13 protein-coding genes are annotated in these 15,921 nt (G+C 73.7%); 5 read left to right on the top strand and 8 right to left on the bottom strand.

Features of this window, described 5'->3' with window-relative positions; genetic code table 11:
• Window positions 1–22 precede the first annotated feature (22 nt).
• Window positions 23–1,369, top strand: coding sequence for a sulfate adenylyltransferase subunit 1 (locus ACI790_RS08005; protein ID WP_456569261.1), 1,347 nt, complete (start codon window positions 23–25; stop codon window positions 1,367–1,369).
• On the opposite strand, the gene ACI790_RS08000 is transcribed toward ACI790_RS08005, so the two are convergent.
• From ACI790_RS08000 to ACI790_RS07990, 3 genes are all read right to left on the bottom strand, one after another.
• On the bottom strand, window positions 1,366–2,715 hold the full coding sequence (locus ACI790_RS08000; protein ID WP_456569260.1) for a cytochrome P450: 1,350 nt from the start codon (window positions 2,713–2,715) through the stop codon (window positions 1,366–1,368). The genes ACI790_RS08005 and ACI790_RS08000 overlap by 4 nt on opposite strands.
• Window positions 2,716–2,797: 82 nt before the next feature.
• Window positions 2,798–2,962: a hypothetical protein gene (locus tag ACI790_RS07995; RefSeq protein ID WP_456569259.1), complete on the bottom strand. Its 165-nt coding sequence runs from the start codon at window positions 2,960–2,962 to the stop codon at window positions 2,798–2,800.
• Window positions 2,963–3,038: 76 nt separating this feature from the next.
• The gene (locus ACI790_RS07990) at window positions 3,039–3,428 is read right to left on the bottom strand and encodes an ATP-binding protein (RefSeq protein ID WP_456569258.1); all 390 of its coding nucleotides are present in this window, start codon (window positions 3,426–3,428) and stop codon (window positions 3,039–3,041) included.
• Window positions 3,429–3,641: 213 nt separating this feature from the next.
• Here ACI790_RS07990 and ACI790_RS07985 point away from each other — a divergent pair, with 213 nt between their 5' ends.
• Entirely contained in the window at window positions 3,642–4,010 is a 369-nt protein-coding gene (locus ACI790_RS07985) for a hypothetical protein (protein ID WP_456569257.1), read from the top strand.
• Between the two features lie 43 nt (window positions 4,011–4,053).
• Here ACI790_RS07985 and hrpA read toward each other — a convergent pair whose 3' ends face one another.
• Window positions 4,054–7,998 carry an ATP-dependent RNA helicase HrpA gene (gene hrpA / locus ACI790_RS07980; RefSeq protein ID WP_456569256.1) on the bottom strand — a complete coding sequence of 1,315 codons (3,945 nt, stop codon included), beginning with the start codon at window positions 7,996–7,998 and terminating at the stop codon, window positions 4,054–4,056.
• Between the two features lie 204 nt (window positions 7,999–8,202).
• On the opposite strand from hrpA, the gene ACI790_RS07975 reads away from it, so the two are divergent.
• Both ACI790_RS07975 and ACI790_RS07970 read left to right on the top strand, forming a co-directional pair.
• The gene (locus tag ACI790_RS07975; RefSeq protein ID WP_456569255.1) at window positions 8,203–8,742 is read left to right on the top strand and encodes a MarR family winged helix-turn-helix transcriptional regulator; all 540 of its coding nucleotides are present in this window, start codon (window positions 8,203–8,205) and stop codon (window positions 8,740–8,742) included.
• The gene (locus ACI790_RS07970; protein ID WP_456569254.1) at window positions 8,739–10,511 is read left to right on the top strand and encodes an MDR family MFS transporter; all 1,773 of its coding nucleotides are present in this window, start codon (window positions 8,739–8,741) and stop codon (window positions 10,509–10,511) included. Before ACI790_RS07975 ends, ACI790_RS07970 begins: the two co-directional genes overlap by 4 nt.
• A 142-nt stretch (window positions 10,512–10,653) precedes the next feature.
• Here ACI790_RS07970 and ACI790_RS07965 read toward each other — a convergent pair whose 3' ends face one another.
• From ACI790_RS07965 to ACI790_RS07955, 3 genes are all read right to left on the bottom strand, one after another.
• A complete protein-coding gene (locus ACI790_RS07965; protein ID WP_456569253.1) occupies window positions 10,654–11,877 on the bottom strand; it encodes a DUF222 domain-containing protein in 1,224 nt (407 codons plus the stop codon).
• 124 nt (window positions 11,878–12,001) lie between these two features.
• The gene (locus tag ACI790_RS07960) at window positions 12,002–13,171 is read right to left on the bottom strand and encodes a zinc-dependent alcohol dehydrogenase (RefSeq protein WP_456569252.1); all 1,170 of its coding nucleotides are present in this window, start codon (window positions 13,169–13,171) and stop codon (window positions 12,002–12,004) included.
• Window positions 13,168–13,584 carry a hypothetical protein gene (locus ACI790_RS07955; RefSeq protein ID WP_456569251.1) on the bottom strand — a complete coding sequence of 139 codons (417 nt, stop codon included), beginning with the start codon at window positions 13,582–13,584 and terminating at the stop codon, window positions 13,168–13,170. The genes ACI790_RS07960 and ACI790_RS07955 overlap by 4 nt, the downstream gene beginning before the upstream one ends.
• Window positions 13,585–13,716: 132 nt before the next feature.
• Between ACI790_RS07955 and ACI790_RS07950 the strand changes: the two genes are divergently transcribed.
• Window positions 13,717–15,555, top strand: coding sequence for an acyl-CoA dehydrogenase (locus tag ACI790_RS07950; RefSeq protein ID WP_456569250.1), 1,839 nt, complete (start codon window positions 13,717–13,719; stop codon window positions 15,553–15,555).
• Window positions 15,556–15,624: 69 nt separating this feature from the next.
• Here the strand turns inward: ACI790_RS07950 and ACI790_RS07945 are convergent, their stop codons facing one another.
• Window positions 15,625–15,786, bottom strand: coding sequence for a hypothetical protein (locus ACI790_RS07945; protein ID WP_456569249.1), 162 nt, complete (start codon window positions 15,784–15,786; stop codon window positions 15,625–15,627).
• Between the last annotated feature and the right edge of the window lie 135 nt (window positions 15,787–15,921).

Here is a 15,921-nt window from a genome sequence, read left to right as displayed (position 1 = left end):
TCCTCTGCCAGGAGAGCTCCCGATGACCGCCGGTTCCGCCGCCCAGCCCGGCGTCCACCCCGACGCACCGATCGACGTCCACTCGGCCGCGGCCGAGGCGGCCGCCGAGATCGCCACCGCGCGCAAGGACATCCTGCGGATCGCCACCGCCGGATCGGTCGACGACGGCAAGAGCACGCTGATCGGCCGGCTGCTGTACGACAGCAAGGCCGTGTTCGAGGACCAGTACGAGGCGGTCGAGCGGGCCAGCGCCGGCGGCGACTACGTGAACCTCGCGCTGCTCACCGACGGCCTGCGCGCCGAGCGCGAGCAGGGCATCACCATCGACGTCGCCTACCGGTACTTCGCCACGCCGCGGCGCACGTTCATCCTCGCCGACACCCCCGGCCACGTGCAGTACACGCGGAACATGGTCACCGGCGCCTCGACCGCCGACCTCGCCATCGTGCTCGTCGACGCCCGCAAGGGGATGCTCGAGCAGAGCCGGCGGCACGCCTTCCTCGCCTCGCTGCTCCGGGTGCCGCACCTGGTCGTCGCGGTGAACAAGATGGACCTCGTCGGCTGGTCGGAGGACACCTACGAGGCCATCCGCGACGAGTTCACCGCGTTCGCCGCGAAGCTCGACGTCCCCGACCTGACCGTCGTCCCCATCTCGGCGCTGCACGGCGACAACGTGGTCCGCCGGTCGGCGCACACCCCCTGGTACCAGGGCCCCTCGCTGCTGCACCACCTCGAGCACGTGCACGTGGCCAGCGACCGGAACCTCGTCGACGTCCGGTTCCCGGTGCAGTACGTGATCCGGCCGCAGTCCGACGCGCACCACGACTACCGCGGCTACGCCGGCACCGTCGCCAGCGGCGTCCTGCGGCCCGGCGACGAGGTCCAGGTGCTGCCCAGCGGGCTGACCACGACGATCGCCGGCATCGACGGGCCGCGGGGCCCGGTCGAGGAGGCGTTCGCGCCCATGGCGGTGACCGTGCGGCTGGCCGACGACCTCGACGTCTCCCGCGGTGACCTCATCTGCCGGCCGGCCAACGCACCGCACGTGTCGCAGGACCTCGACGCGATGGTGTGCTGGATGACCGACGAGCCGCTGCGCCCGCGCCAGCGGCTGGCCGTCAAGCACACGACGCGCTCGGTGCGGGCGGTGGTCAAGGAGCTGCAGTACCGGCTCGACGTCAACACGCTGCACCGCGACCTGGACGCCGCCGAGCTCACGCTCAACGACATCGGCCGCGTGCGGCTGCGCACGACGCAGCCGCTGTTCGTCGACGAGTACTCGCGCAACCGGGTGACCGGCCGGTTCATCCTCGTCGACGAGGCCACCAACGCCACGGTCGGCGCCGGGATGCTGGTCCCGGGCAGCTAGCGCAGGGTCACCGGCAGCACCTCGAAGCCGCGGAGGGTCTGCAGGTCCCGGCGCTGCGGCCGGCCGGCCACCCGCAGCGCCGGGAACCGCTCGCCGAGCGCCGCCAGCCCGATCGCGCCCTCCAGCCGGGCCAGCCCCGCACCGACGCAGTAGTGGATGCCGCCGGAGAAGGCCAGGTGCTCGCGGGCGTTGGCCCGGGTGACGTCGAACCGCCCCGGGTCCGGGAAGACGTCGGGGTCGCGGTTGGCCGCGCCGAGGAGCAGGGTCACGCGGGTGCCGGCGGCCACCGTCCGCCCCGCCAGCTCGACGTCGGCCCGCGCGGAGCGGCCGGTGAGCTGCACCGGGCTGTCGAGCCGCAGCACCTCCTCGACGGCGTCGTCCCAGCCGGCGTCGCCCGCGCGGAGGGCGTCCCACTGGTCCCGGTGCGCGTCGAGGAGGACGACGGCGTTGCCCAGGAGGTTCACCGTCGTCTCGAAGCCGGCGCCGAGCAGGAGCAGCACCGTGGCGTGCAGCTCCCGGTCGGTGAGCGCCTCCTCCGGCGGCAGCGTGACCAGCCGGCTCACCAGGTCGTCGCCCGGCTCGCGGCGCAGCCGGGCGAAGTGGCCGGCCAGGAAGCGGTGCATCGCGCGCAGCGCCTTCTCGGCGGCCAGGAAGCGGCGCAGCGGCAGCCCGGGGTCGAGGGTGGCGGCGGCCGCGGCGCCCCAGCGCAGGAAGTCCTCGCGGCGCTGCACGGGCACGCCGAGCAGCTCGGCGATGACCAGCACCGGTAGCTGCGCGGCGTAGGCCGCCACGAGGTCGACCGGGCCGTCGCGGCGAGCCAGGTCGTCCAGGAGGCGCTCGGCGGTGCGCCGGACGGCCGGCTCGAAGGCCGCCGTCGCCCGCGGGGTGAAGGCCCGGCTCACCAGCCGGCGGAACCGGGTGTGGTCGGGCGGGTCGACCACGAGCATGGACGGCGGCTCGGCGACGCCGGCCGCGGTGGGGTCGTCACCGAACTCCAGCGCCCAGCGGATCACCCCGGGTGCGCCCGACCGGTCCCACCCGACGCCGAACCGCTCGCTGCGCAGCACCTCCTGGGCGACCGGGTGCGACGTCGTCACCAGCCCCAGGCTGCTGCCCGTGAGCGGGCCGCGGGCGCGCAGCTGCTCGTAGAGCTCGTAGGGGTGCTCGCGCAGCGCCGGGTCGCGCATCAGCCGGCCGACCAGGTCACCCCGGCGGGCGCTGCGGTCCAGGTAGACCGCCGGCAGGCCGTGCCGGACGGCCCAGCGCACCGCGGTGCGGGCGGGGCGGACCACCGGCGCGAGCGCCGCTCCGCGCAGGGCCGGTCGCGGTCCGGCTGTGGTGCTCATCACCGCAGTCTGTCAGCGGCGCCCGGAACGCGGCACCGCCCCCGTCCCGGACGGGACGGGGGCGGTGCGGGACGTCGAGGCGTCAGGCCCGGTCGGTGGGCGCGGGCGCCGAGCCCGGGTCGCCGTCCCAGTCCTTGCCCGCGACGTCGGCGTTCTCCGACGCGCTGTCGGTCTGGCCGGCGACGCTCTCGATCATCTCCTCGTCGGAGACCCCCTCACCGGCAGTGTGGGCGTTCGGCTCGCTCATCGCGCAGTCCCCTTCCTTCGGCTTGCTTCCTCTTCGCCGGTCCCCGATCGACGGCCACGGCAAACCAGCCGGTGGGTCACAGCCGGGGCGGCCGCAGCTCGAACCAGACCCGCTTGCCGTCGCGGTGCTCCTCGCACCCCCAGCGGTCGGCGAGCGCCTCGACCATGAGCATCCCGCGGCCCCGGGGCCGGTCCGGGGAGAGGTCCAGCACCTCCGGGCGGGTGGACGAGCAGTCGACGACGGCGAGCCGCAGCCAGTCGTCGGAGAAGGTCGCCTCCAGCGTCAGGCAGGCGCTGCCACCGACGTGGTCGACCACGTTCGCGACCAGCTCGGTGACGAGCAGCGCCGCGTCGTCGGCGTCCTGCCGCGCGCCCCACGACCGGAGCAGCTGGCGCACCAGGCGCCGGGCCGCCGGAACGCTCGCGGCGACCGGCGGGAGGTCCAGGGAGGCGGAGAGGGTGGACATGCGGTGTTCCGTTCTGCCGGCGGACGAGGGGAAGCGGCCTGCGCGCCCGGTGCTGTCCTCATCGGCAGGAAGGGCGGGGAACTGGATAGGTTGCGCACAACTATCGCGAGTCGGACGGCCGGACGCAACCCCCGTTGCGGTGCGTGTCGGCCGTGCGCAACCCAACTGCGGTTACAGTGCCCCCGTCCCGCTCGCCGACCCGTGAGGAGCAGCTTGAGCGCCCCTCGCCGGACGCCCGACGACGTCGCTGTCGCGGCGCTCGAGCACCTCGTCGGTTGCATCGGCACCTCGATCGAGGAACTGGAGCGCGCCCGTACGCGCGCCGAGAAGCTGCTGGTCGACCGCCGGGCCGGCCGCCCCTGGCTCGAGCTGGTCACCGCCGAGAGCCGCCCGCTGGTCGTCGAGAGCATCTCCACCGTGCTCGGGACGCTGGCCACCGCCGGACACACCTGGCGCCGGGAGGAGGCGGCCGCACTGCACCGCGAGCAGGTGAGCATCAACCGGATCGCCGCCCTGTTCGGCGTCACCCGGCAGCGGATCTCCGCGCTGCTCCGCGAATCCGGCGGCGACCCCACCGCCTAAGCTCCCCGGGCGCGTCGTGCGCACGACGCCGGGAGGAGCCCTCCTAGCCGAGCAGGGCGTCGATGGCCTTGTAGATGCGCTGCTCGGAGACCGGCCGGGGAGTGCCCACGTTCTGCGCGAAGAGGCCCACCCGCAGCTCCTCGATCATCCAGCGGATCCGGGTGACCGGGTCGTCGGGCGCCCCGGTCGGCGGCACCTGCCTCCGCAGCTGCTCGTACTCGGCGGTCACCGCCGCCACCTGCTGGGTCCACAGCTCGTCGCGCACCGCGTTGGCCGGCAGCTTCTCCAGCCGGTGCGCCATCCCCGTCAGGTAGCGGACGACGTCGGGCAGCCGGCGACGTCCGGTCGCGGCGACGAAGCCGCGGTGCAGCAGCCCGGTCATCTGTCGGCGCAGATCCGCGACCGCGAACTCGGGCACCCGGCGGCCCGGCGCGGCGCCGATGGCCGTCGCCACCTCCCGCGCCCGGGTCAGCACGGCCTCCACCCGGCCGACGAGGTCGACGGTGAGCGGCTGCAGCTGCGCCTTGGCCGTTCCCACGAGCGCCGCGAAGGCCTCCGGGTCCCGGGGCGGCCCGCCCGCCGCGGCGATCAGCTCGTCGGCGGCCGCGTCCACGCAGTCGGCCACCAGGTCGGGGATCTCGCCGTCGGGGTTGAACTGCAGGGCGAGGCGGGTGGCCGGCCCCAGCCGCTTGACGACCTGCTTGACCGGCGAGCCGGCCACCAGCACCAGCAACCGCCGGGCGCCGCGCCATGACAGCCGGACCGCCTCGGCCTCGGTCGCCACCACGCGGACGCCGACGGTGGCGCCCTCGTCGACCAGCGCCGGATAGGCCGTCACCACGTGCGTCCCGCGGCGGACCTCCACCGTCCGGGGCAGCGTCCCGAACTCCCAGGTGGTCAGGCCGGTGCGCTCCAGCTCGGAGGCGGCGCGGGCCAGGCTGGCCCGCGCCTGCGGGGCGACCTGCGCCGTGAGCGCGGCGAGGTCCTTGCCGGTCGCCAGCGGCCGCTGCTGGTCGTCGAGCACCCGGAAGGTGGCCCGCAGGTGGTCGGGCACCTGGTCCGGCTGCCAGGCGTCCGGCGGGACCAGCACTCCGGCGGCCCGGCGGAGCTCCCGCTCCAGCGCCGGCAGCAGGGCCTCCCCGGGATCGATCTCGGGCAGGACGGCGCGGACCCGGTCGGGGATCGGGACCAGCGCCCGGCGCAGCTGCTTGGGCAGCGTGCGCAGCAGCGCCGTCACCAGCTCCTCGCGCAGCCCCGGGACGGTGAACGCGAGCGACTCACCGGAGGTCCGCTGCACCACCGCGTCCAGCACGCCGAGCGGCACGTCGACGGTCACGCCGTCCTCGGCCGCGCCCGGCGCGAAGGCGTAGGCGAGCGGCAGGGTCAGGCCCTGCGTCAGGTGTACCTCGTCGGGGTAGTCCTCCGGCCGCACCTCGGCGGCCACGGCCGCGTTGGTCAGCATCTCCGGGGTGAAGGTGAGCAGGTCCGGCTGCCGGTGGCGGGCCTGCTTCCACCAGCGGTCGAAGTGCCGGGTGGAGACGACGTCGGCGGGGATGCGGGCGTCGTAGAGCTCGAACACGGTCTCGTCGTCGACCGCGATGTCCCGCCGGCGGGCGCGCTCCTCCAGCGCCGCGACCTGCTCGACCGCCCGCTGGTTCTCGGCCCAGAAGCGGTGGTGCGTCGTCCACTCCCCCTGGACCAGCGCGTGCCGGATGAACAGCTCCCGGGAGACGACGGGGTCGATCGAGCCGTACTGGACCCGCCTGCCGACCACCAGCGGCAGCCCGTAGAGGGTGACCCGCTCGGTGGCGACGACGGAGCCCCGCTTGGCGTCCCAGCGCGGCTCGGAGTACTGGCGCTTCACCAGGTGGTCGGCGAGCTTCTCGACGGTCTCGGGATCGATCCGGGCCACCGTGCGGGCGAACAGCCGGCTGGTCTCCACCAGTTCCGCGGCGACGACCCACCGGGGCGGCTTCCTGGCAAGCGGGGTACCCGGTGCGATCACGAACCGGGTGTTGCGGGTGCCGAGGTACTCCCGCCCCGGGCGCTTGTCCCCCTTCGCCTGCTCGACCTGCAGCCCGACGTGGCTGAGCAGCCCGGCCAGCAGCGCGGCGTGGATCCCGCGCTCGTCCGGTTCGGCAGCCGGCTCGCCGAGATCCATCCCGAGCCGCCGGGCGGTGCCGCGGAGCTGGCCGTGCAGGTCCTGCCACTCCCGGATGCGCAGGTAGTGCAGGAACTCCCGCTTCACGGTGCGGCGGAACTGGTTGCCGCTCAACGCGTCCTGCTGCTCGCCCAGGTAGCGCCACAGGTTGAGCAGCGCCAGGAAGTCGGAGTTCTCGTCGGCGAACCGGGCGTGCAGCTGGTCGGCGGCCTGCTGGTGCTCGCTCGGCCGCTCCCGCGGGTCCTGGATGGTCAGGCCGGCCGCGATGACCAGCACCTCGTCGAGCACCCCGCGCCGGTCGGCCTCGACCACCATGCGGGCCATCCGGGGGTCCAGGGGCAGCGCGGCCAGGGCCCGGCCGGTCTCGGTGAGCTTCCCGTGCTCGTCGAGGGCGTGCAGCTCCTCGAGCAGCGCCAGACCGTCGGCGACGGCACGGCGGTCGGGTGGGTCGACGAACGGGAAGTCCTCGACCGCGCCGAGGTCGAGGGCGGCCATCTGCAGCAGCACCGACGCCAGGTTGGTGCGCAGGATCTCCGGATCGGTGAACTCCGGGCGGCCGAGGAAGTCCTCCTCGGTGTAGAGCCGGATGGCGATGCCCGGGCCGAGGCGGCCGCACCGGCCGGAGCGCTGGCGGGCCGAGGCCTGGCTGACCGGCTCGATCGGCAGCCGCTGGACCTTCGTGCGATGGCTGTACCGCGAGATCCGCGCGGTGCCCGGGTCGATGACGTACCGGATCCCCGGCACGGTCAGCGACGTCTCCGCGACATTGGTCGACAGCACGATGCGCCGCCCGGTGTGCGGGGCGAAGACCTTGTGCTGGTCGGCCGCCGACAGCCGCGAGTACAGCGGGATGATCTCGGTGTTGCGGAGGTCCCGCTCCGCCAGCGCGTCCTGGGTGTCCCGGATCTCGCGCTCCCCGGCGAGGAACACCAGGATGTCGCCCGGACCCTCGGACACCAGCTCGTCGACGGCGTCGAGGATCGCGCTGACCTGGTCCCGGTCCTCGTCGGCCTCCGGGTCGTCCGGGTCGACGACGGGGCGGTAGCGGACCTCCACCGGGTACGTGCGGCCGCTGACCTCGACGATCGGGGCCCCGGCGAAGTGGGCGGCCACCCGCTCGACGTCGATGGTCGCGGAGGTGATGACCAGCTTGAGGTCGGGACGGCGGGGCAGCAGCTGGGCCAGGTAGCCCAGCAGGAAGTCGATGTTGAGGCTCCGCTCGTGGGCCTCGTCGAGGATGATCGTGTCGTACTGGCGCAGCAGCCGGTCGCGGCCGATCTCGGCGAGCAGCACGCCGTCGGTCATCAGCTTGACCAGCGTCGAGTCCGACACCTGGTCGTTGAACCGCATCTTGTAGCCGACGGCGTCGCCCAGCGGCGTGCCCAGCTCCTCGGCGATCCGCTCGGCGACGCTGCGCGCGGCGATCCGGCGTGGCTGCGTGTGGCCGATCCGGCCGCGCACCCCGCGGCCGAGCTCCAGCGCGATCTTGGGCAGCTGGGTGGTCTTGCCCGATCCGGTCTCGCCGGCGACCACGACCACCTGGGCGTCGCGCAGGGCCGCGGCGATGTCGTCCCGCCGGGCGCTGACCGGCAGGTCCTCCGGGTAGCTGATCGCCGGGACGGCGGCGCGGCGGCGCGCGATCCGCTCCTCCGCGGCGGCGACGTCGGCCGCGATGCGCTCCCGCTGCTTCTCGCGGGACGGCACGTCCCTGGTCCGCCGCAGCCCGTCCAGCCGGCGGCGCAGCCGGTGCTCGTCGGCGAGGGTGAGACCGGCGAGACGCTCCCGGAGGTCGTCGCGCGCCCGGAGGTGGTCAGGCGGGGCACTCACGGGCGGGCTCGCGCTCCTCTCGGACGGACGGGGGTACGGGCGGATCGTCCCCGGGCCGGAACCGGAGAACCCGCACCCCAGGATCGCACTGCCGCCACGACGCCCGCAGGAAGGTGCGGCGGATCACCATCGGTGCACGGTGCAACTGGTTGCATGCTGCGAGCAACGACTTGTACCGTGCAAGGCCCCGTCCCTGGAGTCGCAGTGCCCCCCACGACCTCCCCCGAGCCGGCCGGTGACGCGCTCCGCCGCGCCGAGGTGGACACGCTGTCCGAGCAGGTGCCCCGGTTCATGCGCCTGGTCCACGCGCTGAAGACCCAGGTCGCCGCCCCCGATGCGCGTGACCGCGCCGCGCTCGTCCTGCTCTACCCCCTGGTGCGCCAGGGGCCGCTCCGGCAGGGGGCGCTGGCCGAGCTCCTGCACGCCGACCCCTCCACGATCAGCCGGCACGTGGCCGCGCTCGTGGACCAGGGGCTGGTCCGCCGGGTGGCCGACGAGAGCGACGGCCGGGCGAGCCGCCTGGTCGTCACCGAGGCCGGCCACGAGGTCCTGGAGACGCTCCGTGCCGAGCGGGCCGCCCACCTCGAGCGGGTGACCGCCGGCTGGGACCCGGCCGACCTCGCCACCCTGACCACCCTCTTCGGCCGGCTCCTCGACGACCTCGCCGCCGGCCTCCCCGGAGCCACGCCCGAGCAGCCCGTGCCCGAACGCGCGAGCACCGCACGAACGAGAGAGACCCGATGAGCCAGTCCACCCGCACCACCGCGGCCGGCCGCCGCGACGCCCGTGCGGCGGCCGCTGCACCGGACGCCGGTGGCGTCTTCAGTCACCGGCAGATCGTCACGATCCTCGCCGGGCTGATGGTCGCCATGTTCCTGGCGGCCCTCGACCAGACGGTCGTCTCCACCGCGATCCGCACGATCGCCGACGACCTGCAGGGCTACGACCTGCAGGCCTGGGCGACGACGGCCTTCCTGATCACGTCGACCATCTCCACGCCGCTGTACGGGAAGCTCTCCGACATCTACGGCCGGCGGCCGTTCTACCTGTTCGCCATCGCGATCTTCATCGTCGGCTCGGCGCTGTGCGGCATCGCCGACACGATGTACCAGCTGGCTGCGTTCCGGGCAGTCCAGGGGATCGGCGCCGGTGGGCTGATGTCGCTGGCCCTGGCGATCATCGGTGACATCGTGCCGCCGCGGGAGCGCTCCCGGTACCAGGGCTACTTCATGGCCGTCTTCGGCACCTCGAGCGTGCTCGGCCCGGTCATCGGCGGCTTCTTCGCGGGCCAGGGCACGCTGCTCGGCGTCGACGGCTGGCGCTGGATCTTCTGGATCAACGTGCCGCTCGGACTGCTCGCCTTCGCCGCGGTGTGGCGGGTGCTGCACCTCCCGCACGAGCGCCGCGAGCACCGCATCGACTGGCCCGGCGCGCTCGCGCTGATCACCTTCCTCGTCCCGCTGCTGGTCGTGGCCGAGCAGGGCCGCACCTGGGGCTGGACCTCGTCGGCCGCCGTCACCTGCTACGTCATCGGCGCCGTCGGCTTCGTGCTGTTCGTGCTCGCCGAGCGGCTCTACCGCGACGACGCGCTGCTGCCGCTGCGGCTCTTCCGCAACCGCAGCTTCGCGGTGAGCGGCATCGGCTCGGTGGTCATGGGCGCCGGCATGTTCGGCGGCCTGCTGCTGCTGCCGCAGTACCTGCAGATCGTGCAGGGCTCCAGCGCGACCGTCGCCGGCCTGCAGATGATCCCACTGGTCGCCGGCATCATGGTCGGCGCGCTGAGCTCGGGCATCGCCATCTCGAAGACCGGCAAGTACAAGATCTTCCCGCTCGTGGGGATCGCGCTGATGGTGGTCGCGCTGCTGTCGATGTCGTTCCTGGTCGAGTCGGACACCTCGATCTGGACGCTGGTGCCGTTCATGGTGCTGCTGGGCCTGGGGCTGGGCTTCAACTTCCAGCCGGTGATCCTCGCCGTCCAGAACGCCGTCTCCCCCCGCGAGATGGGCGTGGCCACCTCCTCGGTCACGTTCTTCCGCCAGATGGGCGGCACCATCGGGACGGCGGCCTTCCTGTCGATCCTGTTCACCCGGCTGCCGCAGGACATCGACGACGCCGTCCAGGACGCCGTCCGGGCGAACCCGGAACTGGCGCCGCAGTTCCAGCAGCTGGGCGCCGGGAGCGGGGCCAGCCTCGACGACACCTCCTTCATCCAGGAGCTGCCGGCGGCGGTGGCCGAGCCGTTCAAGGTCGGCTTCTCGAACTCGATCGACCTGGTGTTCCTCATCGCCGCCTGCGTGGTGGCGGTCGGCTTCTTCGTGTTCCTGTTCCTGCCGCAGCTGGCACTGAGCAACAAGTCGGGCATCCAGGCCCGGCAGGGCGAGGCAGCCGGGACGGCGACCAGCGATCCGGAGGACCCGGCCGAGCAGGCCACCGAGGCCGTCGGCGCCGCCGCACCGACCTCGGTCCCGCCGCCGGTGGGCCGGCCGGGCGACCGGCCCGACGCTCCCCGCTGAGCACCCGCCGTCCCGGCCCGCCGCCGTCCCGGCCCGCCGCCTCGCGGAGCGGCGCCGCGCCGCGCGGTGCGGGGGCGGCGCCGCGCGGGCGCGCCGACGGCCCCTCCCGGATCGCCGGGAGGGGTCTGCGTGCGGAGGGAGCTCAGCCGGTGCGGGAGTGTTCGGCCTCTCCGGTGACGCGGGGGAAGATCAGGATCTCGGTGCCGTCGGGCCGATAGGTGTGCCATCGGCCCCGGGAGTCCCGGACGATGGTGAACCCGTGATGCACCTTGGTGTGGTGCCGTTCGCACAGCAGCCGCCCGGAGTTCTCCAGCGACGTCTCGCCGCCGTCGATCCAGTGCACGAGATGGTGGACGTCGCACCAGTGGGCGGGGGCGTCGCAGCCGGTGAACACGCAGCCACCGTCGCGGGCCTCGACCGCGCGGCGCAGCTGCGGTGGCACGACGCGGTGGGTGCGGCCGTAGTCCAGCGGTTGCCCCTCGGGGCCGATCACGATGCGGGCGACGCTGCCGTCGCAGGCCAGCCAGCGGGCGCGGGCGGCGGAGATGGTGGCGCCGAACCCGAGCCGGGCGGCGGCCGGTCCGGTCGCCGGGTCGACCAGGTCGTCCGGATCGACGCGGACGACCACGTGCGGCTTGACCGTGCGCATGATAGGCAGGCCGCCGGCGGCCAGGGCGTTGTCGCACAGCTGGACGAGGGCGTCGGCGGACTGCTGGGCGCGGGTGCGGGTGTCCCCGGCCGGGCGGGAGGCCTGCACGATCGACTCGACCGCGGCCTGCAGCTTCTCCCCGCCCACGGCGTCCAGTTCGCCGCGCAAGGACAGGGATCCGTCGGCATGCCGGACGAAGGTCAGCGACCGGCCCTCGGTGGGATCGGGCTCGGGACCGTCGGGGTCGAGCCGGGCCAGGTAGTGGTGCACCACCTGCCGCAGCTCGGCATACGGCCGGGACGCTGCCACCTGCGCGAGCGCGGCGTCGACCCCCGCGAGGTCGACGCCCTGCTCCGCGGCGGCGGCCAGGTTCGCCGGTGAGGCGACCGGGGCGATGACCACCACGGCCTCGGCGGTCAGCTCGCCCCGGTCGAACGCAGCCGCGACCGCCGGCAGCTCGGCCAGCACCCGGCCCGACCGCACCGCCCGTGAGGCCGCGCCGGCCGAGAAGCGGGCGTGGCCGCGCAGCCAGGCGGCCATCGATGCCTTCCCGTCGTGCTCGGCGGCCTGGGTCACCTCACACTCCCGCACCGTGCGGGCCACCTGCGCGGCCAACCGGTTCTGCGCGGTCAGCAGACCGGTCAGCCGGTCCAGCAGCTGCGGGCCGATCCGGCCCGACAGGTCCTCGGCCGCGAGGTCGTCCAGCGCGGCCGACAACCGGGCCAGCGCCTCATCCCCGGAGGCCGAACAGATGTACGAAGGCTAGCCGGTCCGATCGACACCGACAACCCGAAATCGCAGGTCAGCGCCGAACAAGACCCCCAAAGCGCAGGTCCGCGGGTCAGGGGCGGAAGACCGCGCGCACGCAGCCGTCCTCCTTCTCCTTGAACAGCCGGTAGCCCTCGGGCGCCTCTGTCAGCGGCATCACGTGCGTGGCCAGGTGCTCGGTGACCAGCTCGTCGCGCTGCATCCGCTCGAGCAGCTCGGGGATGTACCGCTGGGCGTGGACCTGGGCGCCGCGGATCGTCAGCCCCTTGTTCATCGCCGCACCCAGCGGGAACTTGTCCACCATCGCGGCGAAGACGCCCAGGGTGAACACCGTCCCGCCCTTGCGGCAGGCCATGATCGCCTCCCGCACCGCGGTCGGCCGGTCGGTCTGCAGCCGCAGCTGCTGCTTGACCTGGTCGTAGATCCCGGGCGTGCCGGGGGCGTGCGCCTCCATCCCCACGGCCTCGATGCAGACGTCGGGGCCCCGCCCGCCGGTGCGCTCGCGCAGCTCCGCGACGACGTCGGTGGTCGTGTAGTCCACCGCCTCGGCACCCACGTGCTCCCGCACCTGCGCGAGCCGCTCGGGGATCCGGTCGATCACCACGACCTGCTCGGCGCCCAGCAGCATCGCCGCGCGGGCGGCCATCTGCCCCACCCCGCCGGCGCCCCAGACGGCGACGACGTCGCCGGGCTTCGTACCCGCGAGGTCGGCACCCATCCACCCGGTCGAAGCCGCGTCGGACGCGAACAGCGCCCGGGTGTCGGAGACGCCCTCGGGCACGACGAACGTGCCGACGTCGGCGTAGGGCACCCGCATGAACTCGGCGTGGCTGCCGGCGTAGCCGCCCATCGCGTGCGAGTAGCCGAAGCACCCACCGGGCGACTGCCCCCACAGCCCCTCGGTGATGCCGGGGTTCGGGTTCCCGTTGTCGCAGAGGGAATAGAGCTCCTGCCTGCAGTACCAGCAGCTGCCGCAGGCCGCGAACGGCGCGACGACCACCCGGTCGCCGACCTTCCGGTCCCGGACCTCCTTGCCGACCTCCACCACCTCGCCGATGAACTCGTGACCCATCACGTCGCCGGCGCGCATGAACGGGATGTAGCCGCCGATCAGGTGCAGGTCCGAGCCGCAGGTGACCGACTGGCTGATCTTCAGGATCACGTCCCGGTCGTTGAGCAGCGTCGGCTCGGGGACGTCCTCCACCGACACCTCGTTGACGCCGGTCCAGGTCGCGGCCTTCACAGCACTCCCTCCTTCGGCGCCTGCTCGGTCATGCCCTCCAGGGCGGCGCCCTGCGGCGTCGGCGTGCGGACGCCGTGCGGCTGCGGGTCCACCCGCAGCACCTCACCGGTCTCCAGCCGCTGCTTGGCCTCGCGCAGCGCGGCTCGCAGCTCGCCGATCTCCTCGTCGGTCGGCGGCTCCCGGAAGCGGGCCGCGAGCTCGGTGCCCTTGTCCGCCGGCGCGGCAGCGATGCGCACCTCGACCCGTTCGCCGAAGCGGTCCAGCGGGGCCGGAGGGGACACCGCGGAACCCACCTGCTCCGGCGCCTTGAGCACGGTCACCGCCCGCCAGCGGCGGGCCGCGGTCGCGGGGTCGTCGGTGACCGACGCCTGGCCGACGCCGGGCAGCCGGACGTGCTGGAGCGTGCTCAGCAAGGCACCTCCCGCGCGGCTGACGATCGCTGGTAGGTCCACGGGAGCTCCTCGGTCGACGGCGGGCCCCGGTCGGTCGACGGCGGGCCCCGGCCCTACCCGCGGTCGGCCGGAGAGCAACCGGCCTACTGTGAAGTGGTTCGCACCGCCCCGGAGACCCGCGCCCTGGAGACCCTCGTGCCGTCGTCGTCGCTGATCCTGTCCCGCCGTGACCTGGACTTCCTCCTCCACGAATGGCTCGACGTCGAGTCGCTCACCAAGCGGCCGCGCTTCACCGAGCACTCGCGGGAGACCTTCGACGCGGTCATGGACCTCGCCGAGCAGATCGCCGCCGACCACTTCGCGCCGCACAACCGCACGGCCGACGAGAACGAGCCGCACATGGTCGACGGCAAGGCCGTGCTGATCCCCGAGGTGGCCAAGGCGCTCAAGGTGTTCACCGACGCCGGGCTCATGGCCGGCTCGTTCGACGAGGAGTACGGCGGCATGCAGCTGCCGCACACCGTCGGCCAGGCGGTGTTCGCGTGGTTCAAGGCGGCCAACGTCGGCACGTCGGCCTACCCGTTCCTCACCATGGGCAACGCGCGGCTGCTGCTCGCCCACGGCAGCCAGGAGCAGATCGACACCTTCGTCCGGCCCGAGCTGGAGGGCCGCTGGTTCGGCACGATGGCGCTGTCGGAGCCGCAGGCGGGCTCGTCGCTCGCCGACATCACCACCAAGGCGGTGCCGCAGGACGACGGCACCTACCGGCTCAGCGGCAACAAGATGTGGATCTCCGGCGGCGACCACGAGCTGACCGAGAACATCGTCCACCTCGTGCTGGCCAAGATCCCCGGCGGTCCGCCCGGCGTGAAGGGCATCTCGCTGTTCATCGTGCCGAAGTTCCTGGTCAACCCCGACGGCAGCCTCGGCGAGCGCAACGACGTCGTGCTGGCCGGGCTCAACCACAAGATGGGCTACCGGGGGACGACGAACACGCTGCTCAACTTCGGCGAGGGCGTGCACACGCCGGGCGGGCAGGCCGGCGCGGTCGGCTACCTGGTGGGCGAGCCGCACCGCGGCCTCACCTACATGTTCCACATGATGAACGAGGCGCGGATCGGCGTCGGGGTCGGCGCGACCGTGCTCGGCTACACCGGCTACCTGCACGCACTGGACTACGCGCGCACCCGGACGCAGGGCCGCCCGGCGGGCGCCAAGGACCCGGCCTCGCCGATGGTGCCAATCATCGAGCACACCGACGTCCGCCGGATGCTGCTGGCCGCGAAGTCCTACGCCGAGGGCGGCATGGCGCTGGGCCTGTACTGCGCGCGACTGGTCGACGAGGAGCAGACCGCCGACACCCAGGAGGAGCGCGAGCGCGCCCACCTGCTGCTGGACATGCTGACCCCGGTCGCCAAGGCCTGGCCCTCCCAGTGGGGGCTGGCCGCGAACGACCTGGCGATCCAGGTGCACGGCGGCTACGGCTACACCCGCGACTACCCGGTCGAGCAGTTCTACCGGGACAACCGGCTCAACCCGATCCACGAGGGCACGCAGGGCATCCAGTCCCTGGACCTGCTCGGCCGCAAGGTCGTGATGAGGGGCGGCGCCGGGCTGCAGCTGCTGGGCGAGACGATCGCGGCGACGACGGCCCGCGCGGCCGGCACCGAGTGGGCGGGCTTCGCCGCCGACCTCGACGCCGCGGTCGCGCGCATGGGTGCGGTCACCGCCACGCTGTGGGGCACCGGCGACCCCGACCTGGCGCTGGCGAACTCGCACGTCTACCTGGAGGCGACCGGCCACATCGTGGTGGCGTGGCTGTGGCTCGAGCAGGCGCTGGCGGCCGAGGGCGGCACCGGCGCGTTCTACGAGGGCAAGCGCGCGGCGGCCCGCTACTTCTGGCGCTGGGAGCTGCCGCGCACCCGCGGGCAGTTCGACCTCCTGGAGTCGCTGGACCGCACGGTCCTCGACACGTCCGCCGACGTCCTCTAGACCCGCACAGCACGGCGCCCCGCCGCTCCCGAGGGAGTGGCGGGGCGCCGGTCGCGCGTGAGGGGGAAGCTAGACCCGGACGGCCTCGGAGGCGGAGTGCCGCCCGTTCGAGGCGCGGCTGGCCGCGCGCTTCTCCTGCTCGTACCGGGCGGTGGACTGGGTGCCCATCGCGATGACCAGGGCCGTCAGGACCAGGAAGCCCAAGAGGGTCACGGCCGGCCACAACATCATCAGATCAATCTCCTCGAGAACCATCGGGTGCCGCCGCCGGGTCAGGGGCGGACAGCACGTCGTCGAGGCACTGTGTCCCCCGTCCGACGCCGTCTCAATCGTCGCTTCGGCCACGTCACCTGACTGAGTGTGAGC

The sequence above is a fragment of the Blastococcus sp. SYSU DS0539 genome, assembly GCF_054050855.1.
Note: the sequence above shows the minus strand (reverse complement) of the source record. Positions and strands in the feature narration are given on the sequence as shown.

Bases quoted from the DNA above. Each gene is read 5' to 3' on its own strand.
- ACI790_RS07970 (WP_456569254.1), top strand. From the start codon at position 8,739: ATGAGCCAGTCCACCCGCACCACCGCGGCCGGCCGCCGCGACGCCCGT.
- ACI790_RS08005 (WP_456569261.1), top strand. From the start codon at position 23: ATGACCGCCGGTTCCGCCGCCCAGCCCGGCGTCCACCCCGACGCACCG.
- ACI790_RS07995 (WP_456569259.1), bottom strand. From the start codon at position 2,962: ATGAGCGAGCCGAACGCCCACACTGCCGGTGAGGGGGTCTCCGACGAG.
- ACI790_RS07990 (WP_456569258.1), bottom strand. From the start codon at position 3,428: ATGTCCACCCTCTCCGCCTCCCTGGACCTCCCGCCGGTCGCCGCGAGC.
- ACI790_RS08000 (WP_456569260.1), bottom strand. From the start codon at position 2,715: ATGAGCACCACAGCCGGACCGCGACCGGCCCTGCGCGGAGCGGCGCTC.
- ACI790_RS07945 (WP_456569249.1), bottom strand. From the start codon at position 15,786: ATGATGTTGTGGCCGGCCGTGACCCTCTTGGGCTTCCTGGTCCTGACG.